General features: G+C 68.1%; 26 protein-coding genes, 1 tRNA gene, 1 pseudogene and 1 riboswitch. Of the genes and pseudogenes, 14 read left to right on the top strand and 14 right to left on the bottom strand.

Translation table 11 applies throughout. The annotated features are described in order from the left end of the window. Window positions 1–96: 96 nt before the first annotated feature. Genes CKW34_RS03570 through CKW34_RS03555 form a run of 4 tightly spaced genes read left to right on the top strand, consistent with a single transcriptional unit; the run spans window position 97 to window position 3,718 of the window. Window positions 97–1,206 carry a serine hydrolase gene (locus tag CKW34_RS03570; RefSeq protein WP_059382449.1) on the top strand — a complete coding sequence of 370 codons (1,110 nt, stop codon included), beginning with the start codon at window positions 97–99 and terminating at the stop codon, window positions 1,204–1,206. Beyond that, entirely contained in the window at window positions 1,203–1,709 is a 507-nt protein-coding gene (locus tag CKW34_RS03565; RefSeq protein ID WP_226950066.1) for an ArsR/SmtB family transcription factor, read from the top strand. The genes CKW34_RS03570 and CKW34_RS03565 overlap by 4 nt, the downstream gene beginning before the upstream one ends. Window positions 1,710–1,734: 25 nt before the next feature. Next, complete coding sequence (locus CKW34_RS03560) at window positions 1,735–2,160, top strand: HIT family protein (RefSeq protein WP_059382450.1); 426 nt, start codon at window positions 1,735–1,737, stop codon at window positions 2,158–2,160. 58 nt (window positions 2,161–2,218) lie between these two features. After that, the gene (locus tag CKW34_RS03555; protein ID WP_059382451.1) at window positions 2,219–3,718 is read left to right on the top strand and encodes an MDR family MFS transporter; all 1,500 of its coding nucleotides are present in this window, start codon (window positions 2,219–2,221) and stop codon (window positions 3,716–3,718) included. A 30-nt stretch (window positions 3,719–3,748) separates the two neighbouring features. On the opposite strand, the gene CKW34_RS03550 is transcribed toward CKW34_RS03555, so the two are convergent. Further along, window positions 3,749–4,849: an alpha/beta hydrolase gene (locus CKW34_RS03550; RefSeq protein ID WP_059382452.1), complete on the bottom strand. Its 1,101-nt coding sequence runs from the start codon at window positions 4,847–4,849 to the stop codon at window positions 3,749–3,751. A gap of 147 nt (window positions 4,850–4,996) precedes the next feature. Between CKW34_RS03550 and CKW34_RS03545 the strand changes: the two genes are divergently transcribed. The 3 genes from CKW34_RS03545 (at window position 4,997) to CKW34_RS03535 (ending at window position 6,533) form a co-directional block, all read left to right on the top strand. After that, window positions 4,997–5,203 carry a hypothetical protein gene (locus CKW34_RS03545; protein WP_059382453.1) on the top strand — a complete coding sequence of 69 codons (207 nt, stop codon included), beginning with the start codon at window positions 4,997–4,999 and terminating at the stop codon, window positions 5,201–5,203. Window positions 5,204–5,243: 40 nt separating this feature from the next. Beyond that, window positions 5,244–5,309, top strand: a riboswitch (guanidine-III (ykkC-III) riboswitch). Between the two features lie 13 nt (window positions 5,310–5,322). Continuing rightward, entirely contained in the window at window positions 5,323–5,637 is a 315-nt protein-coding gene (locus CKW34_RS03540) for a DMT family transporter (protein WP_059382454.1), read from the top strand. Between the two features lie 65 nt (window positions 5,638–5,702). Then, window positions 5,703–6,533, top strand: coding sequence for a hypothetical protein (locus CKW34_RS03535; RefSeq protein WP_059382455.1), 831 nt, complete (start codon window positions 5,703–5,705; stop codon window positions 6,531–6,533). Window positions 6,534–6,548: 15 nt separating this feature from the next. Here the strand turns inward: CKW34_RS03535 and CKW34_RS03530 are convergent, their stop codons facing one another. Continuing rightward, a complete protein-coding gene (locus CKW34_RS03530; protein ID WP_080968257.1) occupies window positions 6,549–7,418 on the bottom strand; it encodes a ribokinase in 870 nt (289 codons plus the stop codon). 44 nt (window positions 7,419–7,462) lie between these two features. Further along, window positions 7,463–8,074, bottom strand: coding sequence for a TetR/AcrR family transcriptional regulator (locus CKW34_RS03525; RefSeq protein ID WP_059382456.1), 612 nt, complete (start codon window positions 8,072–8,074; stop codon window positions 7,463–7,465). Between the two features lie 134 nt (window positions 8,075–8,208). On the opposite strand from CKW34_RS03525, the gene CKW34_RS03520 reads away from it, so the two are divergent. The 4 genes from CKW34_RS03520 (at window position 8,209) to CKW34_RS03505 (ending at window position 9,830) form a co-directional block, all read left to right on the top strand. Further along, window positions 8,209–8,682, top strand: a complete 474-nt coding sequence (locus CKW34_RS03520; protein WP_059382457.1) for a YflT domain-containing protein — start codon at window positions 8,209–8,211, stop codon at window positions 8,680–8,682. 180 nt (window positions 8,683–8,862) lie between these two features. Beyond that, window positions 8,863–9,105 carry a hypothetical protein gene (locus CKW34_RS03515; protein ID WP_026061175.1) on the top strand — a complete coding sequence of 81 codons (243 nt, stop codon included), beginning with the start codon at window positions 8,863–8,865 and terminating at the stop codon, window positions 9,103–9,105. 122 nt (window positions 9,106–9,227) lie between these two features. Continuing rightward, the gene (locus CKW34_RS03510) at window positions 9,228–9,455 is read left to right on the top strand and encodes a hypothetical protein (protein ID WP_059382458.1); all 228 of its coding nucleotides are present in this window, start codon (window positions 9,228–9,230) and stop codon (window positions 9,453–9,455) included. An 87-nt stretch (window positions 9,456–9,542) separates the two neighbouring features. Further along, on the top strand, window positions 9,543–9,830 hold the full coding sequence (locus CKW34_RS03505) for a hypothetical protein (protein WP_059382459.1): 288 nt from the start codon (window positions 9,543–9,545) through the stop codon (window positions 9,828–9,830). A 32-nt stretch (window positions 9,831–9,862) separates the two neighbouring features. Here CKW34_RS03505 and CKW34_RS03500 read toward each other — a convergent pair. Beyond that, window positions 9,863–9,937 (bottom strand) — tRNA-Thr (locus tag CKW34_RS03500). 145 nt (window positions 9,938–10,082) lie between these two features. On the opposite strand from CKW34_RS03500, the pseudogene CKW34_RS03495 reads away from it, so the two are divergent. Next, window positions 10,083–11,480: pseudogene (locus tag CKW34_RS03495) on the top strand (threonine/serine exporter family protein); the annotation flags it as partial. A 351-nt stretch (window positions 11,481–11,831) separates the two neighbouring features. Here CKW34_RS03495 and CKW34_RS03490 read toward each other — a convergent pair. The 3 genes from CKW34_RS03490 to CKW34_RS03480 form a co-directional block, all read right to left on the bottom strand. Beyond that, window positions 11,832–12,068: an MbtH family protein gene (locus CKW34_RS03490; protein ID WP_006551884.1), complete on the bottom strand. Its 237-nt coding sequence runs from the start codon at window positions 12,066–12,068 to the stop codon at window positions 11,832–11,834. Beyond that, entirely contained in the window at window positions 12,065–13,456 is a 1,392-nt protein-coding gene (locus tag CKW34_RS03485; RefSeq protein WP_059382461.1) for a lysine N(6)-hydroxylase/L-ornithine N(5)-oxygenase family protein, read from the bottom strand. The genes CKW34_RS03490 and CKW34_RS03485 overlap by 4 nt, the downstream gene beginning before the upstream one ends. Before the next feature lie 234 nt (window positions 13,457–13,690). Continuing rightward, window positions 13,691–14,491 carry an alpha/beta fold hydrolase gene (locus CKW34_RS03480; protein ID WP_016692418.1) on the bottom strand — a complete coding sequence of 267 codons (801 nt, stop codon included), beginning with the start codon at window positions 14,489–14,491 and terminating at the stop codon, window positions 13,691–13,693. A 195-nt stretch (window positions 14,492–14,686) separates the two neighbouring features. On the opposite strand from CKW34_RS03480, the gene CKW34_RS03475 reads away from it, so the two are divergent. Then, window positions 14,687–14,896: a hypothetical protein gene (locus CKW34_RS03475; RefSeq protein ID WP_016692417.1), complete on the top strand. Its 210-nt coding sequence runs from the start codon at window positions 14,687–14,689 to the stop codon at window positions 14,894–14,896. Between the two features lie 111 nt (window positions 14,897–15,007). After that, entirely contained in the window at window positions 15,008–16,519 is a 1,512-nt protein-coding gene (locus CKW34_RS03470; protein ID WP_059382462.1) for an alpha,alpha-trehalose-phosphate synthase (UDP-forming), read from the top strand. Window positions 16,520–16,529: 10 nt separating this feature from the next. Here CKW34_RS03470 and CKW34_RS03465 read toward each other — a convergent pair whose 3' ends face one another. Genes CKW34_RS03465 through CKW34_RS03435 form a run of 7 tightly spaced genes read right to left on the bottom strand, consistent with a single transcriptional unit; the run spans window position 16,530 to window position 23,699 of the window. Beyond that, window positions 16,530–17,171, bottom strand: a complete 642-nt coding sequence (locus CKW34_RS03465; protein ID WP_059382463.1) for a hypothetical protein — start codon at window positions 17,169–17,171, stop codon at window positions 16,530–16,532. Then, complete coding sequence (locus tag CKW34_RS03460) at window positions 17,168–17,680, bottom strand: hypothetical protein (protein ID WP_016692414.1); 513 nt, start codon at window positions 17,678–17,680, stop codon at window positions 17,168–17,170. The genes CKW34_RS03465 and CKW34_RS03460 overlap by 4 nt, the downstream gene beginning before the upstream one ends. Continuing rightward, on the bottom strand, window positions 17,680–19,092 hold the full coding sequence (locus CKW34_RS03455) for an MCE family protein (RefSeq protein ID WP_059382464.1): 1,413 nt from the start codon (window positions 19,090–19,092) through the stop codon (window positions 17,680–17,682). Before CKW34_RS03455 ends, CKW34_RS03460 begins: the two co-directional genes overlap by 1 nt. Further along, window positions 19,089–20,306: an MCE family protein gene (locus tag CKW34_RS03450; RefSeq protein WP_016692412.1), complete on the bottom strand. Its 1,218-nt coding sequence runs from the start codon at window positions 20,304–20,306 to the stop codon at window positions 19,089–19,091. Before CKW34_RS03450 ends, CKW34_RS03455 begins: the two co-directional genes overlap by 4 nt. Beyond that, window positions 20,303–21,628, bottom strand: a complete 1,326-nt coding sequence (locus CKW34_RS03445) for an MCE family protein (protein WP_059382465.1) — start codon at window positions 21,626–21,628, stop codon at window positions 20,303–20,305. The genes CKW34_RS03450 and CKW34_RS03445 overlap by 4 nt, the downstream gene beginning before the upstream one ends. Further along, on the bottom strand, window positions 21,625–22,683 hold the full coding sequence (locus CKW34_RS03440; protein ID WP_033096864.1) for an MCE family protein: 1,059 nt from the start codon (window positions 22,681–22,683) through the stop codon (window positions 21,625–21,627). Before CKW34_RS03440 ends, CKW34_RS03445 begins: the two co-directional genes overlap by 4 nt. Then, complete coding sequence (locus CKW34_RS03435; RefSeq protein WP_059382466.1) at window positions 22,680–23,699, bottom strand: MCE family protein; 1,020 nt, start codon at window positions 23,697–23,699, stop codon at window positions 22,680–22,682. Before CKW34_RS03435 ends, CKW34_RS03440 begins: the two co-directional genes overlap by 4 nt. Between the last annotated feature and the right edge of the window lies 1 nt (window position 23,700).

Raw genomic sequence — 23,700 nt, 5'->3', positions numbered from 1 at the left:
GCCGTGAGCTCTCGACACGCCCACCCCGACCGGTCTATCGTTATTTCGTAAGTTCGAAATTACGAACTACCAACCTCGACACGGACGGACATCGCCATGCCGAACAGGATCGGAACCACCCTCGCCGCGACGAGCGTCGTGATCGCACTCGCCGGATGCGGACAGACCGACCCGCCGGAACCCGACGTCGCCGCACCTTCCGGTGCCGAGGGATCCGCGCCGACCGGTGAATGCCTGCCGACCCCCGCCGCCGACGTGACCACCGCCGAAGGCTGGATCGGCTACCTCGCCGAGAACTCCGACACGGTCGCCGTCGCGGTCCACGACGGCAACGGCGGGTCCTTCGAACAGCGACCCGACGAGCGGCAACCGCTCGCATCGGCCGTGAAGGTCGTGCATCTCGCCGCCTACGCCCGCGCCGTCGCAGCCGGTGAACTCTCCCCCGACGAGCGTGTACCGCTCACCGACTGGGAACGCTGGCATCTCCCCGACACCGACGGCGGCGCACATCCCCGGGCTCTCGAACGGCTCGGCGTGAACGATCCGGAGGACACCGTCACCCTCGACGAGATGGTGTCGGCGATGATCCAGGAGAGCGACAACGCCGTCCCCGACTACCTGCGCGACCGGCTCGGCGACGACGCCCTGCGCGAGGCCGCCGCCCAGGGCGGCTGGGACGACTTCACGCCGCCGACGATGCTCGGCAACACGCTCGCGCTGCTCGACCCGACGCTCGACGACTCGTCGGCGGTCCGGGACGCCGCGCGCCGCTACGCCTCCGACCCCGCCTACCGCGCCGAAGTGGTGCAGAACCCGGTGCCGGAGGATCTGGCCGCCCGGGTCGACCGCGTCCAGCGCTTCGACAACACCGGATCGGCCGCCGAACTCACCGACCTGCATCGCGCGATCGCCGACGGTTCGTTCGGCGCCGGCAGCGACCTCGCGCGCACCCACCTCGAATGGCAACCGTCCACGGTTCCGGGATTCGAAGGAATCGGTTTCAAGGGCGGCAGCCTGCCCGGCGTCCTCACCGACGCGATCACCTTCCGCCGCGACGACGGCACGATCGCGACCACGGTGATGCTCGCGTCCGGCATGTCGGACAGCGACTATGCGGGAGCCTTCGAATCGTTCGCCCACCAGGAGATGCTCTTCACGGCGGCGAACGATCCCGATTTCCTCGAGCGGATACGCTGCGCGATGTGAGCGACGGCGACGTGAACGACGAGTACGAGGCCCGGCTCGCGGATCTCGAACGCCGTGTGCGGATCCTCGAGGGCGACGCGACCCGTCCGAGCGCCGGGGACGGTCCCGGCCCCGCGGCGGACGTGGCGGCGGGCACCGGGTCCGTGACCTACGGGGGCGCGGTCTCCCTGCACGGGAACGTGCGCTGGAACATCGAGTACGACGCGGGCGCATCCCTCGTACTCGATCCCGTTCCCGTCGCCGCCGTCCTCGACGCGCTGGGCAACCCGGCGCGACTCGCGATCGTGCGGACCCTGCTGCGCGGTCCCGCCACCGCCACCGAACTCCAGGAGGCCACCGACCTCACGTCGACCGGCCGGCTGTACCACCATCTCCGGGCCCTGTCGGCTGCGCGCGTGGTCGAGCAGGAGAGCCGCAACCGCTACCGGATCGCTCCGGAGAAGGTCGTGCCGCTGCTCGTCCTCACCGTCGCGGCGGCCGATGTCGGGGAACAGCTCCGGTGAACACGGTGTCCCTTATCCTCCCGGTATGACTTCCGTGTTCAGCAAGATCATCGCCGGTGAACTGCCGGGCCGTTTCGTCTGGCAGGACGACGACGTCGTCTCCTTCCTGACCATCAATCCCTTCACCGAGGGGCATGTGCTGGTCGTGCCGCGGCAGGAGGTCGATCACTGGCAGAGCGTCGACGACGACCTGTGGGCGAAGGTGAACGACGTCGCCCGCATCCTCGGCCGCGCCGTCACCGCCGCCTTCGACGCCCCGCGCGCCGGCCTGATGATCGCCGGTCTGGAAGTCCCCCACCTGCATCTGCACGTCTTCCCGGCCTACTCCCTCGGCGACTTCGACTTCGCGACGGCCGAGAAGGATCCGTCGCCCGAATCGCTCGACCGGGCGCAGCAGAAGATCAAGGATGCGCTGCGCGAACAGGGTCACGGCGAGCACGTCCCGGACTGATCTCCACTCGACGGGATATCGGCGGAACAATTCCGACCGGTATCCCGTTGAGTTCCTCGTGTCTTCTACTCCACCGAGTTCCCCAGCCCCGGCCGGTACGGCCGAGCCGCAGGCCGCTGCCGCACCGCGCGCCGGTCTGCTGATCGCCGTTCTCGTCGGGGCCGCATTCGTCGTCATCCTCAACGAGACGATCATGAGCGTCGCGCTGCCGAAGCTGATGGTCGAGTTCGACGTCGGCGCGGCCACCGCCCAATGGCTCACGACGGCGTTCATGCTGACCATGGCCGTCGTCATCCCGATCACGGGTTACCTGCTCACCCGGCTTTCGCTGCGCACGGTCTTCGCGATCGCGATGGGCAGCTTCCTGCTCGGCACCCTGATCGCCGCGAGCGCCCCGATCTTCCCGGTCCTCGTGCTGGGTCGTGTCGTCCAGGCCGTGGGCACCGCGGTGATGTTGCCGCTGCTGTTCACGACGGTGCTCAACCTGGTTCCCGCCGATCGTCGCGGGCGCACGATGGGCGTGATCTCGATCGTCATCGCGGTCGCTCCTGCCGTCGGCCCGACCATCGGTGGCGTCGTGCTCGACCAGCTGAGCTGGCGGTGGATGTTCTGGCTGGTGCTGCCGATCGCGGTCGTCGCGACGGCGCTCGGCCTGAGCTGGATCCGCAATGTCACCGAACCGGTCGCGGTGCCGCTCGACGTCCCGTCGGTGGTGTTGTCGGCCCTCGGGTTCAGCGGTCTCGTCTTCGGTCTGAGCAGCCTCGGTGAGGCCGCCGAGGGTGATCCGCTGCTGCCCCCGTGGCTGCCGCTGGGCGTCGGCATCGCGTCGCTGACGGTCTTCGTCCTGCGTCAGATCCGCCTCGGCGACGGCGCGCTGCTGGACATGCGCGCGTTCCGCACCCCGGCGTTCTCCCTCGCGGTCGCACTCGTGTCGGTGAGCATGATGTCGCTGTTCGGCACCCTCATCCTGCTGCCGATCTACCTGCAGAACGTGCTGGGCCAGTCGACGCTGACCACCGGCCTGATGCTGCTGCCCGGCGGTCTGGTCATGGGTCTGCTCGGCTACATCGTCGGACGCCTGTTCGACCGGTTCGGTCCGCGGCCGCTCGTCGCGCCGGGCGCGGTCATCGCCTGCGTCGCGATGTGGGGCATGACGACCTTCGACGCGACCACCGCGATCGGCACTGTGATCGCCTGGCACGTGCTGCTCAACATCGGCCTCGCGTTGATGTTCTCGCCGCTGCTGACCTCCGCCCTCGGAGCGTTGCCGCGACGGCTGTACTCGCACGGCAGCGCCATCGTCAGCACGATGCAGCAGGTCGCCGGCGCGGCCGGTACGGCGCTGTTCATCACGGTGCTGACCCGCACGACCGTCGCGGGCGCCGAGAACGCCGACGATCCCGCAGGCGCGCTCGCCGACGGTGTCCACGGTGCCTTCACGTGGGGTGCGGTGATCGCGGTGATCGCCGTCGTCGGCTCGCTGTTCGTCCGACGGGCCCCGGAGCCCGAACCGGATGCGGTGGAGGCGTCGGTCCCGGAGACCGCCGGCACGCACTAGCCGGCGGTACCCACCGGCCGGCCGGCCAACTCACGCGCCGGTCGTCACGACTTCCTGTTCGACGGGAAGCGTGGCGGCCGGCGCGTTGCCGTTCGCACGGGGTTCGCGCAGGAAAGCGTCCAGTTCGACCCACGAGGTGTCGCGCGCGGCGCTGCCGGTGAGCATGCCGAGGTGCGTCCCCGGAACGCGGACGAAGCGCACCTGCGTGCTGCCGAGCAGCCTCGTGACGGGTTCGACCGCCGGGATCGGGGCGAGCACGTCGTCCTCGCCGCCGAGTGCGAGCACGGGCACCGTGACATCGGCGAGGTCGACGACCCGGTCGCCGAGGTCCAGACGTCCGGTGGCGAGTTCGTTGTCGACGGTCACGCTCGTCGCGAGCTGGTGGAACACGCGTCCGGCGTAGCCGTGGATCTCGTCCTGGAAACGGTCGACGCGTTCCATCCGCGCGAGCGTCTCCGCGTCGGCGAGGTGCGTCGCGACGAACCACGGACGCTGGATCTCGCGTTCGATCGCGGTGAGGCGGTAGGCCGTGCGGACGATGGGTGCGGGCACCCCGCCGAAAACGGCGTCGAGCAGGCCGAGTGCGGGCTCGGCGACGAACCGGCCGACGAGCCGGGGAAGCGCCATCAGCGGGATCGCGGAGTAGTCGAGCGGACTGCCGAAGGCCGTCAGCGACCGCATCGGCAGGTCGGGATGTGCCGCGGCGGTGAGCATCGCGAGCGTGCCGCCGATGCTCCATGCCACGACGTCCACCTCGCGGTTCCCGCACAGTTCGGACGTGCGGGCGATCGCTTCGGGGATGACCTCGTCGATCCAGAACTCGAGTCCGAGGTCGCGGTCGTCGGAGGTCATCTCGCCGTATTCGACGAGGAAGACGCTGCGTCCGAGCTCGAGGAGGTGCTCGACGAGACTCTGGCCGGGCATCAGGTCGAAGCAGGTGGGCGAGGCGGCGAGCGGGGTCACGAGCAGCACCGGCGGACCGGCGTTCTCCGGGCCGAAGCGACGCAGCGTGCGGTGGCGACCGTCCCCGACGACCACCGAGGGAGTGCGATGGGGCGGCGCGATTCCGTCGGCGACGAACAACGACCACGCGTTCCGCGCGGCCTTCCCGACCACGTCCGTGATCCCCATGTGTGACTCCTCCCCGAGTCGGCAATACCTGCTTGTTGCGCGTGCTCACGATAGTCGTGGGACGTCGGGGCCCGCGCACCGGACGAACCGGACGGCACACGACCCGCCTCTGAGAACCTGTCCGACGGTAGTGCTATCAAGTGGTGCATGACGTGCTCACAGTGCAACCACGATCTCGACCACTGCCACGGCACCCTCGTGATCCACGCCGATACTCGGGTCGACTGCACAGAACCCGACTGCGTCGGCTTCGAGATCGTGCGGCACACCCTCGTTCTCGACTGCACCGAACTGGACGGCGGATGCTCGTGCACGGTGATTGCGCAGGAATCACAGCTGCTGCGCGTGTCCTGAGCAATTTGCCAATACTCGCCCGGGATTCCTAACCTCGACGGAGGTGGCCGCCGGTCGGCCTCCCGGACGAGCGCACCGTACCCGGCCAGCGACAAGACGGTGCAGGAGCGTTGTACGTCATGGCCTGGATCGTTCTCGTCCTCTCCGGTGTGCTCGAAGCCGTGTGGGCCACGGCCCTCGGCAGATCCGCCGGTTTCAGCCGGCTCACACCGACACTGGTGTTCGTCGTCGCCCTCGTCCTGAGCATGGCAGGACTCGCGTACGCCCTGCGCACGCTGCCGGTCGGGACGTCCTATGCCGTCTGGGTGGGTATCGGCGCCGCCCTCACGGTGGGATACGCGATGGTCACGGGCACCGAGACCGCCTCGCTGCTGAAGATCGCACTGATCGCGGGCATCGTGCTGTGCGTCGTCGGCCTGAAACTCGTGCACTGACCTTTCCGTGCACCGACAACCTCCGGCACTGACGTTCTCGGACACTGACCGTTACAGTCGGTTCCATGAACCTCGGGTCCATACTCGTGATGCCGGTGCGTGTGGGTCTGACCGCCGCCGAGGCCGCCCTGAGCGTCGCCGAGACGGTCGTCGGCACCGTACGGGTCGCGGTGTCGCCCACCACCTACTCCGCGCTCGGCGCGGTCGGCCTGCCCGACACCCGCAGTTCGGTGGGTCTGCTGCAGCAGATCTCGAAGCTCACGTCGGAGGACCGCGGACTCGGTCACGCGCTGCGTCCCGGTGGTCCCCTCGACCGGCTGCTCGCGCCGGGTGGTCCCGTGGATCGGCTCACCGAGCCGGGTGGCCTGCTCGATCGGTTGCTCGAACCGGGCGGACCCGTCGACCGGCTCACCGCGCCGGGCGGTCCCCTCGACCGGATCCTCGCCGACGACGGTGCCCTCGACCGCCTCGTGTCGGAAGGCGGTCTGCTCGATCGCCTCACCGCGCACGACGGCCCGCTCGAGCGGCTGCTCGCCCAGGACGGGGCGGTGGAGCGGCTCACCGCACCGGGCGGCATCGTCGACGTGGCGATCCGGCCCGGCGGGGTCGTCGAGCGGGCTCTCGCCCAGGGCGGCGTCCTCGACGTCCTGCTCTCCGAACGGGGCGCCCTGGAACGACTGCTCGCCGAGGGCGGTCCGCTCGATCAGATCGTCTCGCTCTCGGAGACACTCGCGCATCTCACGCCCGGCATCTCGCAGATGAACGCGAGTATCGACATGCTGCAGGAAACGGTCGAGCTGCTGCGCGGGGCCGTCGGTCCGCTCGGCGACCTCGCCGGCCGCCTTCCCGGGCGCTGGCTGCGCAGCGGCAAGGGCGAACTGCTTCCGCCGCCCTGACGCGGTTCCCGCGGATCAGCGATCGGAGCGACGGGATGCGACCAGCCGGGCAGCGTCGGCCGATGCCCGGCGCGCTGCCGCGAACAGGTCCTCCCCCGTGCCGAGCAGTGCGGCGAGCGTGCCGGCGAAGTGGTCGCCCGCACCCGTCGTGTCGACGACGTCGACCTGCGGGACCCGCAGATGTTCGATCGCGTCCTCGGTTCCGACCACGACGTCCTCCCCGCCCCGGGTGATCACCACGGTGCGTACCTGTTCGAGCAGGCGGGTCACGATCTCGTCGAAGGGGGCCCCGGCGGGAAGACCCGCGTAGTGCAGGGCTTCCTGCTCGTTGAGTACGAGCGGATCGGCGCCGGCGAGGACGTATTCGTCCAGGTCGATCACCGGGCTCGGATTGAGCACGAACCGGCGGTCGTGATCGCGCGCCCACTGGGCGGCGGCCCAGGTCACCGCGGGGAGCAGCTCGAGTTGGGTGAGCACCACCGCGGGATCGAGGGCATCGAGTGCGGTGGTCACGTCCTCGGCTTTCAGCAGCGAATTGGCCTCGGGTACGACGACGATCCGGTTCTGCCCGTCGTCGGAGACGATGATGACGGCCCGGCCGGTCGGGCCCGGTGTGGTGCGCAGATGGGAGGTGTCGACCCCGGCCCTCTGTTGCACGCCGCGCAGCACGTCGGCGGCATGATCGCTGCCCACCGCGCCGACGATGGCGGTGGGAGCCAGGCGGGCAGCACCGATGGCCTGGTTCGCGCCCTTGCCTCCCGGATAGGTGCGCAGATGCCGGCCGAGTACCGTCTCACCCTCTTCGGGAGCACGTGCCACGACGACCGTCAGGTCGAGGTTGAGCGATCCCACGACCGCCACCACGCATCGACTCGACTCGGTCACGGGTCGAGCCTACGGCCGATCGACCCGCGGGGGCGGGCCTACGATCACTGCCCCTTCGTGTCCGGTTCCAGTTCGGGGCAGACGATGTGGACGACCTCGTCCGCCCAGGACTCCCCCACCTCGCCGTGACGCAGGTAGGCGCCGAGATACGCGCCGACGAGCATCGAGACGGCGGTGTCGACGTCGATGTCCTTGCGGATCGCGCCCGACTCGATCGCGGTGCGGAGCACGTCGGCGACGACCTCGCTCCGGGCATTGATGATCTCGCGGATCGACTCGGTGAACTCGGGTTCCTGGTCGGTGAGCAGTGCGCCGACACTGCCCATGCCCACCTCGTTCGACAGTCCGCGACGGATCAGTTCGAGGGTCCATTTGACGCGGTCGTAGACGCACAACCCGTCGGGAACGCACGGCGAGGCGACCTGCGAGTGCAGTGCCGCGTCGAGGATCTCCTCGCGGTTCGCGTAGCGCCGGTAGATCGTCGTCTTCGCAACGCCCGACAGCGCCGCGACCGCCTCGACGGTGACGCGGTTGGGCCCGTGAAGGCGCAGGATCTCGAGCGCGGCCTTCACGATGCGTGCGTCGGTCCCGGCACGCTCCTTGACGGGACGCCGCGACGTCAGGGCCACGGACTCCGTCTCGACCTCGCCCACCATGTCTACATCCTCCTCGCGCGGGCATACACCCGCAGGATTCCCGAGTCTCCCCGAAAAGGCGACCCCGAATCAAACACTACGAAACGATACGCTACGATGAGCGTATCGTTCCAATCGTCGACGAAGGGGAACGCATGACAGATATCTACGCACCGACGCCCGGGCACCACACCGAATCCGAAACCGTCCTCGAGAGCTACCGCACCTACGACGCCGTCGAGAGGGCCATCGACCACCTGTCCGACGAAGGCTTTCCCGTGGAGTACCTGCGAGTCGTGGGCCAGGGAGTCACCACCGTCGAACACATCGAAGGCCGCATGACCAACGGCAAGGCCGCCCTTCGCGGCGCCGCCGCGGGCGTCTGGACGGGCTTGCTCTTCGGGCTGCTCCTGGCACTGCTCCTGCCTGCTACCGGCATGGCCACCGTGATCCTCGCCGCTGTCGTCTTCGGCGCGGTATGGGGCGGATCACTCGGCTTCTTCACCCACTGGAGCACCGGGGGACGCCGCGACTTCGTCTCGAGAAAGAGCATCGAGGCCTCGCGCTACGACCTCATGGTCGATTCCGAGTTCGTCGATCAGGCGCGCGAGAAGCTCGCACTGCGCTGACCGACCATTGTTTCTCCGATTCGAGAACCTCTTCGCCCACGCCGACCGGCGTGGGCGAAGTCGTTTCCGGAGGAAAGAACAACGCAAAAGGGATATTCCACTCGAATCACCACATTCGTCCGATGCGGATAATGCGTGTTTGCCCGGTCATTTCTTTCCACTGATGGCATGATTCGAGTTATGGCCGGATCGTCGAATACTCCCCCGAAGCCTGCTGTGGGCTCGAAGGTCGTCGTACGCGCGGGTGTCGCGGGCGACAAGGCCTGTCCCGGCACGATCGTCGAAGACTTCGGTCCTGCACAGGAAGCCGTGGGCGACAAGCTGGGTCGCGACTGGGCGCCCGTGCGCCGCTGGGCCGTGGCACTCGACGACGGACGACTGATATTCGTCGATATGGACGCATTCGAATCCTCGAAGTCCTGATATCCGATCCATTTCGCCACTTCCGTATTCACACGCCCCTGCAGTGACATGCGAGGGGTGAACAACCGGGTGAACTGCACCGGATCCGTTAACGCTCCGCGCGCCCGAACCGTTCTCTGGATATGACATGGATCGGTTGGCCGCTGCTCGGATGGCTCACGGCATCCCCGGTGGTCGCCCTCGTATTCGGCCGCGTCGCCGCGGCCCGCGACCTCCACGAGGCGCCGCGCACGATCGCACCGGTGATCGACCTGTCCGAGCGCCGAGCACTCCGCCTCGGTGAACGCCACCAGCCGGAGCAGGACGGCACCGGTCCGGCAACTCTCCCGGAGCCCCGTCTTCCGATGTAGGTTGTCCTTCTCGCCTTCGACGGGACATCGGGATCCGGTCCGGGCGAACACCCGCCCGTGCATGTGTGCCTCCCGGATCGAGGGACGATGACCGCAGACCGCTTCACCCCGGTCCCGCCCCGCAACGGCGCCGGGAACACGGCACTGATCTCGGGAATCGTCGCGCTCGTCTTCGCCTTCGTACCCGTCATCGGCGACTTCGTCGCGATCCCGGCAGGTCTGGTCGCGGTGGTGTGCGGATGGATCGGTCTCGAACGGATCGACAGGGGTACGGCGACGCATCGTCGCGAAGCTCTGATCGGTGCCTGCCTGGGCGCTGCGGCGCTGTTCGCCGTATTCGTGGTCTTCGCAGCGGTTCACAGCAGCACCGGATGAAACAGGCCCGCGCGGTACGCGACGGGCCCTACTGGAGCCCCCTGTCAGGATTGAACTGACGACCGCTCGCTTACAAGGCGAGTGCTCTACCACTGAGCTAAGGAGGCACAGAACTCGACGGCCGCGGACGACGCGTGAGCGACGCCATCATATAGCGCGTCACACTCCCGGCGCGCACCCACCCGCCTTCGTTACGGTGGATTGCATGCCCACCCTCCCCGTTTCCCCCAGCCGTACCGGAGGCCGCGGACGGTGAGCCGCTTCGACGACTTCCTCGATCGGGTTCTCGGGACCCGCCGCGCGACCATCGACGCGGTCACCGAGGCGCCGGCGCCACTGCAGCCGATCGATCTGACCGACGATGCAGTGGTCGCCGAGGCGCTCGACGTCGCCGTACGTGTCGGTGAGGTCCTGCTCGCCTCGGGCACCGGCGCGATCGACACCGCCGAACAGGTGCGGTTCGTCGCTGCCACCTACGGTCTGGCGCAGTGCGACGTCGACGTCACCTACAACTCGATCGTGCTGTCGGCCTATCGCGGACCGACCATGCCGCCGTCGAGCACGATGCGGGTGGTGCACTACCGCTCGATGGACTTCACGCGACTCGCGGCCGTCGACCGCCTGACCCGCCGCATCCGCCGCGACGCGATCTCCCCGGCACAGGCGCACGAGGAACTGCTCGCCATCACCACCAAGGCTCATCCGTACAACCGCTGGGTGGCGACGATCGCGTGGTCGGCGATGGCCGCCTCGATCTCCGTGCTCCTCGGTGGCGACGCGCTGGTCGCGCTCGTCGCCTTCGGTTCGACGTTCGTGATCGACCGCGTCAATCGCAAACTCAACGCGGCCGGGTTGCCGTTCTTCTTCCAGCATCTGGTGGGCGGCATCATCGCGACGGCCCCGGCGATCACGTTGTACGGGATACGGGAGACCTTCGGGGTCGAAGTGTCTCCGGGACTGATCATCGCGGCCGGCGTGACGGTGCTGTTGTCCGGTCTGTCGCTCGTGGGTTCGGTGCAGGACGCCATCACCGGTGCCCCCATCACGGCGTCGGCGCGTTTCTTCGAAGTGCTGATGATGACGGGCGGCATCATCGCGGGCGTCGCGACGACCCTGCGGGTCGCGTCGGTGTTCGGCGCCGAACTCCCCCTCATCAGTTACGAGGCACTCCCTGACCTCACACAGCTGCCGACGAAGATCCTCGCCGGCGCCGCGGCGGCGTTGTTCTACGCCCTCGCCTGCTACGCCGAACGCCGGGCCCTCACGGTCGCCGCGCTCGCCGGCGCCACCGGCAGCCTCGGTTACCAGCTCGCGCTCGGGTTGTCGCTCGGCCCGATCATCTCGTCGGCACTGGCCGCGACCGTCATCGGTTTCGCCGGTGGTCTGATGGCCCGCCGCACGCTCACGCCGCCGCTGGTCGTCGCGGTCGCCGGCATCACGCCGCTGCTGCCCGGTCTCGCCCTCTATCGCGGCCTGTACGCGATGCTCCGCAATCAGATGGCCACCGGCATGACGGCGCTGTTCTCGGCGTTCGGTATCGGGTGCGCGCTCGCCGCGGGTGTCACGCTCGGTGAATGGCTCGCCCGCCGCACCCGCAACCCGCGCGGTGTCCTCCGCGTCGGCGCGCTGCGTCGCCCGCAGCTGCGGCGTATCCCCCGGATCCGGCTCGACAAGAACCGCCCGGTGTGGCGTCCGGCGCCCGGCCCCGCCACGGGTCCCATCCCGGTGGGATCGCTGCACACCGGTCCGATACCCACAGCTCCCGGGACCGGCCCCCTCGCGACGGGACCGATCGCCACCGGTCCGATCGCCACCGGTCCGATCGCCACCGGCCCGATACCGACGGGCCCGATCGCGTCGGGTCCCCTGACCACCGGCCCGATACCTCTCGATTCACACGGGTCGTCATCGGGCCGGGAGGCAGGATCGTCCGTACAGACGACGAGAGCCACGCTGCGCTTTCGGCGCGGGCGTGACTCTCGGCGGATCTGACGGAAGCGTTCAGCTGCCCTGGCGGGCCTTCTCGTCGGCTTCCATTGCGTCGCGAAGGCTCTTCGGACGCATATCGGTCCAATTCTGCTCGACGTACTCGACGCAAGCGGCGCGCGACTCTTCGCCGAATACCACCCGCCACCCCTGCGGAACCTCGGCGAAGGTCGGCCACAGCGAGTACTGCTCCTCATCGTTGATGAGGACGTAGAAGCGGCCGTCTTCGTCGTCAAATGGATTCGTGCTCATCTCGCCTCACTTGTTGCGTAGGTGTGATGGTCCGATATCCTACCAAGCTCATCGATTCCTCCCCCTGCTCCGGGCAGACGGAGCTCTCGGCGTTCGACGATCGAGGTGAGGATCTCACCCGCGCGGATCGCTGCATTGGACAGCAACGACGCGGTCAGACCGTGTGTCTTCTCGGTTCCGCCCTGCAGGTAGACGTCGGCCGTGACGTTCTCCGGCAGCGGCAGACGGTAGTCGCGGGCGACGGACAGGACGGGCGTCTCGGGGGCGAGATCGCCCAGCAGCGGCGCGAGGGGTGCGGGCTCGAAGCCTGTCGCGAGGACCACCGCGTCGCACTCGAGTGTCTCGCTGTCGCCTTCGAGATTGTCGCGGATCTCGACGGTGACTCCACCGTCGCTCTCGATCGCCGACACGACTTCCGAGGCACGCCGCATGAACAGGCGGCGACGACCGCTCACCCGTTCGCGGTATTCGGTCGCGTAGAGCGCCTCGATGAGTTCGGGCGAGACGACCGAGTAGTTGGTGCTGCGGTGCAGAGCGAGCAGACGCTCACGCTCGGACAGCGGGGCCGCGTGCAGCTCGTCGACGACCTGCGGGTCGAAGATGCGGTTCGCGTACGGGCTGTCGTCGGCGGGGCTGTACCCGAAGCGGTTGAAGACGTTGTGGACCTCGGCCTGCGGGTAGTGCGTGTGCAGGTACTGCACGACCTCGGCAGCGCTCTGCCCTGCGCCGACCACCACGAAGCGCTGGTGCTGCGGCTCCGGCATGTCCTCGATGTGGAAGAGGAAGTGGTGGTTGTGGAAGCAGCGGGCAGACGCGACCGCCCACTTCGGGAGCCGGGCACGCAGTCCGACTCCGACCACGACGCTGTGCGCGTACACGACGGCACCGTCGGCGGTCCGCACGGCGAACAGGTCGGCGATCCCGTTGTGGTTGCGCACGGTCTCGACCGAGACGACCTCGGTTCCGTAGCGGACATCGGCGTCGACGCGCGTGGCCGCCCACTGCAGGTAGTCCTGGAACTCGTGACGCGTGGGGAAGAACGTCTGGTGGTTGACGAAGTCCACGAGACGGCCACGGTCGTGCAGGTAGGAGAAGAAGCTGTACGAGCTCGTGGGGTTACGGAAGGTGACCAGATCCTTGGGAAACGCGATCTGCATCGTGGCGCCCTCGAGCAGCATGCCCGGGTGCCAGGCGAAGGCCGACTGACGTTCGAAGAATCGTGCCCGGATCGCCGAGGAGGGGTTGTCGGTGTTGTGCTCCTCGACAGCGATCGCGAGCGCCAGGTTCGAGGGGCCGAAACCGATACCGACGAGGTCGAAGACGTCTCCTTGCGAGTTGCCCTCCGACCTCCCCGCGTCATCGGCGACAAGGCTGGAACGGTCGGTCATCACTCAACTTCCGTACTAGGGGGGCCGGAGGGGCCCGTGATCGGTTCGTACGAGACTCGAAGGTAGCTCAGGCTAACCTTTGTTCGGTGAGCGTACCAGTGCCCGACGGTCCGCGGGACGTCACGATCTCCCGGATCACAGGGACCTTCGTCGCATTTCGCAGACGACGGGCGCGGTGGATCGTGACCGATTCCACCGCGCCCGCCTGCCGATTTCCCCTGCCAGGGGACTCCCCTACGAAGCCAGGAAGTCCACCAGGATCTTGTTGACCGCCTCGGGCCGCTCGAGATAGCCGTAGTGCCCGGCGTCCGGGATCTCCTCGTAGCGCGCACCCGGAATGGCGTCCGCGACCTCGCGCGACAGATAGGCCGGGATCATCCGGTCGTCGGCGAATCCGACGGCCAGGCACGGCACGGTGATGCCCCGGTAGGCCGCGCGCCGATCGAACTCCCGGTCCATGCCGAGCTGCGCGCGCACGCCCGCCGACACCTTTCCGCCGCTGAACTCGAAGACGTCCAGCCAGTCGCGGGCGGTGTGCTCGTCGGCCAGCGAGGCCGGCGACAGATTCATCACCGCCGTGACGGCGGCCTGGTACTTCGGTGGCAGTTCGACGCCGCTGTCGTAGAGCTGGCGCTCCCCCTCGGTGAGCGTCAGCTGGAACTGGTCCATGCGGGCGTGGCCGGCCAGGAAGACGGCCTTGCGGACGAGCTCGGGACGGGCGAGCGTCAACTCCTGCGCGACACGCGCACCCATCGACGTGCCGATCACGTAGGCGGGACCGCCGAGCAGTTCGATCAGGCCGGCGGTGTCCTTCACCAGGTCGTCGATGGTCATGCCGCCGAGGCTCTCGCCCGACGGTGCGATGCCGCGGTTGTCGAAGGTGGCGACCCGGTAGCCGGCCTTCACGAGCGCGGGCACCTGGTGCAGATCCCACACGCGTCCCGGACTACCCGTTCCCATGATGAGGACGACGAGATCGCCCGTTCCCTTGACCTGGTAGTTCAGCGGGATGCCGTTCACGGTGGCAATGGGCATGAATACCTTCCTCGACGAGAGCGCGGTTGTGCGCCGCGGGTCGGCGCCGTGACGTCGCGCACCGGAAACACACACGGTGTACCTACAGCACGACCGTCCTACGGTACCGCGACGTAGACGTGCAGGACCGTGCCAGGACCGACCTCGGAAGGCGGGTGGCGGCGAGCTGTCCGATTCTCCTAGAGTCGAAGGACGATGCGTGCTCGCACAGAGCAGCGACCCCGGGAGGACATCATGGCCGCGGACCCGACCACCGCGAACGACATCGCCGACGAGGATCTCGAACCCGTCGCCGACGAAACCGCACGACAGGCGCAGCGAGTCGTCGCCGCCTACGCAGAGAATGCGGACGAGTGCCGCATGCTGCTGTCGATGCTCGGCATCGGTCCCAGCGACAAGCACTGACGAGCACGACACCCACCACGGTGCCGGTGACGGCACCCACCCTGCCGGGCCGGTGACGGCACCCACCCTGCCGGGCCGGCGACGGCACCGGCCCCGAAAGAGGACCACAACGTGACAGCAGGCGAAGCGGACGCAGCGGGGAACCACGACTCGCACGCCGGGTCGGACTTCGTGGTCGTCGCCAATCGCCTGCCGGTCGACCTCGAACGGCTTCCCGACGGCACCACCCGCTGGAAGCGCAGTCCGGGCGGCCTCGTCACCGCGCTCGAGCCGATCCTGCGTTCGAACAACGGCGCCTGGGTCGGCTGGGCCGGTGTGGCCGACGCCGAGTCCGGCGTCATCGTCGAGGACGGTCTGACCCTGCACTCGGTGCGGTTGAGCACCGAGGACATCGCCGACTACTACGAGGGGTTCTCCAACGCCACGCTGTGGCCGCTCTACCACGACGTGATCGTGCGCCCGGAGTACCGGCGCGAATGGTGGAACTCCTACGTCGAGATCAACCGCCGCTTCGCGGAGGAGACCGCGAAGGCCGCCGCGGAGGGCGCGACCGTCTGGATCCAGGACTACCAGCTGCAGCTGGTGCCGAAGATGCTGCGGATGCTCCGCCCCGATCTGACGATCGGCTTCTTCCTGCACATCCCGTTCCCGCCGATCGAGCTGTTCATGCAGCTGCCGTGGCGCACCGAGATCGTCGAGGGTCTCCTCGGCGCCGATCTCATCGGCTTCCACCTCCCCGGTGGTGCCCAGAACTTCCTGTATCTCGCCCGACGTCTGGCAGGGGCCCAGACCTCCCGCGGCAACATCGGTATCCGGTCGAAGCTCGGCGTGGTCCAGGTCGGCTTCCGCTCGGTGCGTGTCGGTGCCTTCCCCATCTCCATCGAATCGGGCCGGCTCGACCAGCAGTCGCGCAGCAAGGCGATCCGCGATCGTGCCAAGGCGTTGCGCAAGGAACTCGGCAACCCGAAGAAGATCCTGCTCGGCGTCGACCGGCTCGACTACACCAAGGGCATCGACGTGCGGCTCGACGCGGTGCACGAACTCCTCGCCGAGGGTCGCATGGACCCGAAGGACACCGTGATGGTGCAGCTCGCGACCCCGAGCCGGGAGCGCGTCGATTCCTACGTCCACATGCGCGGCGAGATCGAGCGGACGGTCAGCCGCATCAACGGCGAGTACGCCGAGGTGGGGCGTCCGGTGGTGCACTACATCCACCGGCCGGTCCCCCGCGACGAGCTCATCGCGTTCTTCGTCGCGGCCGACGTCATGCTCGTGACCCCCTTGCGCGACGGTATGAATCTCGTCGCCAAGGAGTACATCGCGTGCCGCAGCGATCTCGGCGGCGCGTTGGTGCTCAGCGAGTTCACCGGTGCCGCAGCCGAACTGCGGCAGTCGTTCCAGTGCAACCCGCACGACCTCGAGGACGTCAAGGACAAGATCCAGGCCGCGATCGAGGTGCCGCGCGAGGACGGCCGCAAGAGGATGCGTGCGCTGCGCCGTCAGGTGCTCACGCACGACGTGGATCGCTGGGCCCGTTCGTTCCTCGACACTCTCGCCAACACCGGCGCTGCCGGGCGCGCGCTGATCGCGCCGGGTGAGGCCGGCGAACCCGACCCCACCTGACGGCTCTCTCCTAGATCGGGGTCAGTCGGCTGACGAGCCAACGCCCGTCCTGCTTTTCGAGTTCGACGCGCACCCGGCTGCCGCTGCTCACCGCTTCGGGGTTCTCCGAACTCGTCGTGATCTGGTTGAGGAACAGCAGGGTCACGGCGTTGTCGGCGTCGGCGGAGACCACCGACGACGCCTGCACGCTCACCTGCACGCTGATCGCCTTCTCCTTGGCGCCCGGCGCGATGATGTTCTTCATCAGATTGGTGTACTCGTCGCGGAAGTCGCCGGTGAGACCCTCCGCGGCAGCGTCGGTCTGCGCGTCCACCTGGTCGTGGGTGTAGGCGAGCATCGCGACCGCCTGTTCCTCCGCAGCGACCCGCGCCTCCGTCCGCGCCGTCTCGGCGGCGGACTGCTGGACGGTACCGTAGGCGAGCCACCCCACCAGGACCGCGAAAACCAGTGCCACGATCGACAATCCGATCGCGATGTGCGGGAGGTACGAGGCCTTCGGATCCGAAGTCGCGTCCGGGACCGAGGCGGCGGCGGCCGAGGTCTCGCCGGCGGCGGTGGATCCGCCCGTCTCCTCGGTCTTGTCGGACACAGTGCCGGACACGGCTTCGTCGGTCTTGTCGAGCGTCACGCGATCGTCCTTCTCGTCGGTCACGGCACGAACTCCACCTTCGACGCCAACAATCTGCCGTTCTCGTCGCAGATCGTCACCCGCAGACGGAAGTCGCGCGCTTCGGGTTCGGTCTGGTCGGCGTTGCTCACCATCGCGCGGGAGGCGACGAGCGACGACGCGCACGTGCCGTCCTCGTTCTGGATCCCCGCCTCGAGGACCTCACCGGTGGTGTCGACACCGGCCTGCTGCACGACCTCCACGAAAGGTCCTTCGCGGCCCTCGAACTCGGCCTTGAAATCACCCGTCGCGCCTTCGAGCAGACGCGCGACGTCGGCGTCGGCGGTGTCGGCGTTGATGGTGGTCAGGTTGAGCACCGTCTGCCGCGCGGCCTGCAGGTACGCCTCCCGACGCTCGTCGCGTTCGTTCGCGGACTGCCGGTCGACGATGAGCCAGGCCCCGACCGCCACGAGTGCGATCACCAGCACGGACGCGATGATCGCGACCGGCTTGGCCCATCTCGGCTTCGTCTTCTTGTCGATCTCGTCTGCCATCAGCCCTGCTGCGCCTTCATGTAACTCTCCAAGCTCCGATCTCCACCGAGATCGGCGTGCGTGTACACGGTGCCGTCGGGACCAATGTACGTCCCGGTCTGCGGATCGATCCGTCGCGCCGCGACCCCGGCGGGAGCCGTGTCGTCTCCCCCGCCGTAGGAGGCGGGTGTGGGTGCGACGTTCTCCGAGGCCACCGGCGTGGGCGGCCCGGTCCACGGATTGTCCGAGTAGGTGGGGCTGTACCCGGTGCGGCACATGTCGGGCGTCGGTGCGCGACGGCCCGGGTACTCCATGCACGGCAGGTTCCGGGCACCGCGGATCGCATTCGGATAGTCCTGCGGCAGTTGGCAGAAGACGTCGCCCGGGGTGTCGACCATGGACGTGTCGGCCGGGCTGCGCCACTGTTCCGGCGGCACGAAACCGGCCAGGCACGGCGGCGGATCGTGCAGCTGCAGATGGAAGTCCACCACGGCACCGTCCTCGGGTGGGCCGTCGCCGGCCGCGGTGATCAGGGCCGTCGTCATCGGCGGGTACAGCACCAGGATCTGTTCGATGCCGGCGTTGTAGATGACGCCCACCTCGCCGACGCTCACCAGATTCGCGAGCAGCAGCGGCAGTGTCGGTTTCAGGTCCTGCAGCAACGATTCGGCTTCGGCAGCGGCTCCCGGCCCGACGTCGAGCAGGGCCCGCAGGTCGGGATCGCTCTCGCGCAGACGATCGGTGAAGGTCACCATGTCGCGTGTCCACGACCGGATGGCGTCGCTCGTGACCACCTGCGTGTCGAGCAGCGGACCGATCTGATCGATCAACTGCCGTGTCTCGGCGCTGTTCGCCGAGGCCTCCTGCACGAACAGGCGCGTCGAGTCGATCAGTTCCTGCAGTTCGGGTCCGGAGCCGTTGAACGCGTCGAACGCCTCGTCGACCACCGTCTGCAGTCGCGTGTCGCCGATCGAGGCGAGCAGCACGTCGGCCTGGTCGAGCAGGGCACCGACCTCCTGGGGCACCGTCGTGCGGTCGACCGGGATCACGTCGCCGTCGGCCAGACGTTCACCGCCCGAGCCGTCGGCCCGGGGCACGAGATCGACGTACTGTTCGCCGACCGCCGACACGCTGCGCACGGCCGCGTCGACGTCGGCGGGGATCTTCGCGTCGCTGTCGATGGACAACTTCGCCTCGACGCCCACCGGCGACAGCGAGACGCTCCGGACGGTGCCGACGGTGTTGCCGCGGTAGGTGACGTTCGAATGCGGGTACAGGCCGCCGGTCGACTGGAGTTCGACGACCACCTCGTACCGCCCGACCCCGAACAGGGCGGGCAGCCGCACGTACATCAGCGACATCACGACGAGTCCGACGACCGTGAGGATCGCGAAGATCGTGAGCTGGATGCGGACGAACCGCGTGAGCATCATGGTGCGGGCACCCCCAGGGGAAGGCCGGGAATGGTGATCTCACCGATGCCGGGGATCGTCAGTTTCCCTTCGGGACCGGGCGGTGGCGGCGGTGGCGGTTCGAGCGGTGCACGGAACGGATCGGTCGCCTGCGCAGCGAGTCCCGCGTCGCGGCCGAGGATCCCCTCCGGACCCGCGAGACGTCCCGCGAGCGGCGTCCCGGACAGGAAGTTCAGGTCGAGACGTTCGAGACTGAGGTCGATCGTCATCGCGAGGTTGGCGTAGTCGCCGCGGATGATGTTGTTGATGCCCGCCTGCGGGAAGGGATAGGTGAGCAGCACACCGAGCACCTCGGTCAGGGCACTGCCCGAATCGGCCAGCGCCTTCAACGTCGGTGCGAGCCCCTCGAGGTTCGCCTTCAGGTCGTCGTTCGAGGTCTCCACGACCCGGCTGGCCACGGTGCTCAGCTCGCCGAGCGAACTCATCGCGGCCGTGAGGTTCGAGCGCTGGTCGGCCAGCACCTCGATCGCGGGCGGCAGTTCCTCGAGAGCCCGGACGAGTGTCGCGTTCTGGTCGTTCACGGTCGCCGCCAGACGGTCCATGCCCTCCAGCGCGGCGATGATGTCACCGCGCTGCGTATCGAGAGTGGAGACCAGTTCGTCCAGGCGCGGGAGCAGGTTCCGGATCGAGTCCTCCCGGCCGACGAGCGCCGCGTTCAGCTCGGTGGTGATGTCGTTGATCTGCGCGAGTCCACCACCGTTGAGCACCACCGACAACGACGAGAGCGTCTGTTCGGTGGTCGGATACGCACCGGCGCGTTCGAGCGGGATGACGTCGCCGTCCTCGAGGCGGCCCTCCGGGGGTTCGCCGACGGGCGGGATCAGTTCGAGGTGCTGCGATCCGAGCAGGCTCGTCTGACCGATCCGCGCGAGCGAGTTGGCCGGAACGATCACGCCTTCGTCGAGCGAGACCGTCACGAGCGCGTGCCAGCCGTCGAGTTCGATCCCCGAGATCGACCCGACGGTGACGTCGTCGACCCGCACGGGCGAGTTCTGGGTCAGGGTCGTCACGTTGGGCATCTCGATCTGCACCCGGTAGGCGCCTTCTCCGCGTCCGGCGGTGCCGGGCATGGGAATCGAGTTGAGCCCACCCCACTCGCACGCGGTGAGTGTCGTGCCCACCGCGACGGCGGTGACCGCGACACCGAGGCGGCGGAACATCGATCGGCCGGTCATCGTCCTCCTCCCGGCTGCAGCAGGGAACCGAGATCCTGCGGGACCTGCAGCGACGGCAGGCCGCCGAGGATCCCGTCGAGCGGCGACGCCGCTTCCGACAGCGACGGACCGGGTGCGGTGCCGCGTCCTTCCGACGCCCCTTCGAGCCAGGGTTCGGTGTAGACGATGTCGCCGTCGAAGGCCTGCACACCGGCCAGCGGGTTGACCAGCAGCGGAAGGTAGTTGGCGTTGATGGACGACAGCACCGGTCCCAGCTGCTGGCGGCACAGTTCCTCGCTGCGCTCGGAGGTTGCGTTGGCGGCGGCCGCGACCGACCCGCACATCCACTCGACGGGGTTGGCGAGGTTGTTGATCGCGAGTGCACCCGTGAGCGAACCCTGCGCCGGCTTGTAGATGTTGTAGAAGTTCGCGAGGGAGGTCGGGCCCGAGTGCAGCACCCGCTCGATCTCGGGTCGCTTGCGGGCGAGCACCTCGGTCGCGTCGGCCAGTCGCTGCACCGATTCGGTGAGACCGGCCCGGTTGTCCTGCACGAACCGCTGTACGTCGCCGACGGCGATGTTCAACTCGGACAACGAGACTCCGAGCTGGTCGGAGCTCTGCGCGAGCACGTCCGAGACCGACGCGAGTCGACCGCCGAACTGCACGATCTGCTCGTTGCTCGACGAGAGGACCGACACGAAGGTCTGCAGGTTGCGGATCGTCGAGAACAGGTCGGTGCGCCCCTCGGAGAGCGTGCGCATGGTGTCCGACAGCTCGCGCAGGGCCGCACGCACGGTCTGCCCGTTGCCCTCGAGATTGTCGGCCGCGGTGTCGATGAACCGGCCGAGGGATCCCTGCGGGTCGAGTTCCTCGGGTCCGAGCGCTTCGGACAGCCGCATCAGTTCGGTCTTGATCTGGTCCCATTCGACCGGAGAGGCCGTGCGCTGCATCGGGATCGTCGTGCCGTCCTCGATCGTCGGACCACCCGAGTAGACCGGGGTGAGCTGGACGAAACGCGCCGAGACGAGGCTCTGCGCGATGACGACGGCCTTCGCGTCGGACGGGATCTCGACGCCGCTGTCGACCTGCATCGTCACGCGCACGAGATCGTCGCGGGGTTCGATGTCGCTGATGCGTCCCACCGACACTCCGAGCACCCGCACGTCGTCGCCCTCGTACAGGCCGCTGGTGGAAGCGAATTCGGCGTGGATGGTGCGCTTGCCGAGGTCCGGCAGGACGAACACGGCGAGGGCGCCGAGCACGAGCACGACGACGGCACCGATGATCGCCGCCATCAGCCAGGGTGGGCGCCGCCGGGTCGTTGCGGCGGTATCGGTACTCATTCGCCGTCCCTCTTGATCGTCGGGGGTTCGTCCGGGATCACGTCCTGCAGATCCTCGGGGAGGAGATCGGGTGCGACCTGGCTGTCCACCACGGCCTTCCACCACGGTGCCGGCAGAATGTTGGACACATAGGCGTTGAAGAACGGTCCGCTGGCGACGGATTCGCCGAGTGCGCTGATGTACGGGCCCAGACCGTCGAGTGCGCCGGCGATGTTCTCCTTGTTCGCCTGCAGGTTGGCCGTCACGAGGTTGAGCTTCTCGAGCGTCGGTGCCATCTGCGCCTGGTTGTCCTGCACGAGGCCGGTGAGCTGACGCGAGACGGACGAGATGTTCGCGATCAGTTCGGTGATGGCGTCGCGGCGCAGACTCAGTTCGCCGAACAGCGCATTCGCGTCGACGATGAGCGCGTTGACCTGGTCGCTGCGCTCGGCGAGGATGCTCGTCACGCCCTCGGCGCGTTCGAGCAGCTGGTCCAGCGATTCGTCGCGGGCGTTGATCGATTGCGACAGGCGGGTCATGCCCTCCAATGCGCCCTGGATCTCGGGCGGGGTGTTCTCGAGCGACTGCGACAACGCGTCGAGCGACTCGTTGATCCGGTCGGTGTCGAGTTCGGAGACCGACGTCGTGAGGTCGCCGAGAGCGTCGGTCAGCGAGTACGGCGAGTTGGTGCGTTCGAGCGCGATCACCGAGCCCGGGCGCATCACGCCGTCGCCACCGGGGCGTAGCGCCAGGGACTTCCGGCCGAGGACGGTGTTGGTCTTGATGTCGGCACCGGTGGTGTCGCCGAGCCCGATGCCGTCGCGGATACGGAAGGTGACCAGCACGGCCTGATCGTCGAGCCGCACGTCGGTGACGTCGCCGACGTTCACGCCGGCGAGCATGACGTCGTCGCCGGGGACGAGGCCACCGGCGTCCTGGAAACGGGCCGAGTAGCTCAGGCCACCGGAGAGGAAGTGCAGCTGGTCGTACTGCAGACCGGCGAGCACGATCGCGGCGGACACGGCCAGGCCGATGATGCCCGTCCGGATGTAGTTGGGGTCACGGGGTGCACTCATTCGACCTTCGCACACCTTCCCGTGTCGTGGTTCGCCGTGGTGTACCGGATGGTGGTGCCGTCCGGTCCGGAGAACTTGAAAGTATTGGCACAGAGGAAGAATTGGAAGAAGTTGCCGTATGCACCCACGCGGATGAGTTTCTTGTAATCGGAGGGCAGGCGTTCGAGCGTGCGGTTGATGTCGTCCTTGCCGAGGTCGAGCTGGGTCATGGTGCGGTTCGTCTCGGCGATGACCGACTGCAGGTCGGGCCGGTTGTTCTGCAGCAGTGCGGCGAGATCCGCGGTGCCGGAGGCGATCTGCGGGATCGACGCACCGATGGGATCACGGTCGGCGGACAGCCCGCGCACCAGGGTGTGCAGCTGGTCGATCGTGTTCTCGAACTCGCGGTCGTGGTCGTCGATCGTGCCGAGGACGGCGTTGAGGTTGTCGATGACGTCGCCGATCAGCTGGTCGCGGTCGGCGAGGGAGTTGGTGAACGAGTTGGTGTTCCCCAGCAGCGACACGAGCGTGTCGCCCTGTCCCTGGAAGACCTGCAACAGTGCTCCGGAGAGGTCGTTGACCTGCTGCGCGTCGAGGCCCTGCAGCAGCGGCTTGAACCCACCGAGCAGCAGGTCGAGATCGAGGGCCGGTTCGGTCTGTTCGATCGGGATGCTGCCACCGGCGGGCAGGACGTCGACGCTGCCGGCACCTTCGAGCAGTTCGAGATACCGGTCGCCGACGAGGTTCTCGTACCGCACGGTGGCGCGGGTGCTGGTGAACAGCGTGTGTTTCGCGTCCACGTCGAACTCGATCTCGGCGGTGTTGTCGCGGCCGATGTCGACCTTCTTCACGGAGCCGACCTGCACCCCGGCGATGCGGACCTTGTCGCCGGTACCGAGACCGGAGACGTCCGTGAAGGTGGCCCGGTAGTTCTCGGTGCCGGTGAACCGCGCCTGGCTGAACACGACGGCCAGCCCGGCGAAGATCAATGCCATCGTGACGGCGAAGATCAGGAACTTGACGGTGGTCGCTCTCATG

Origin of the sequence: Rhodococcus rhodochrous, assembly GCF_900187265.1 — a bacterium.
GTDB lineage: Bacteria > Actinomycetota > Actinomycetes > Mycobacteriales > Mycobacteriaceae > Rhodococcus > Rhodococcus rhodochrous.
This window is presented reverse-complemented; position numbering and strand designations above follow the sequence as displayed.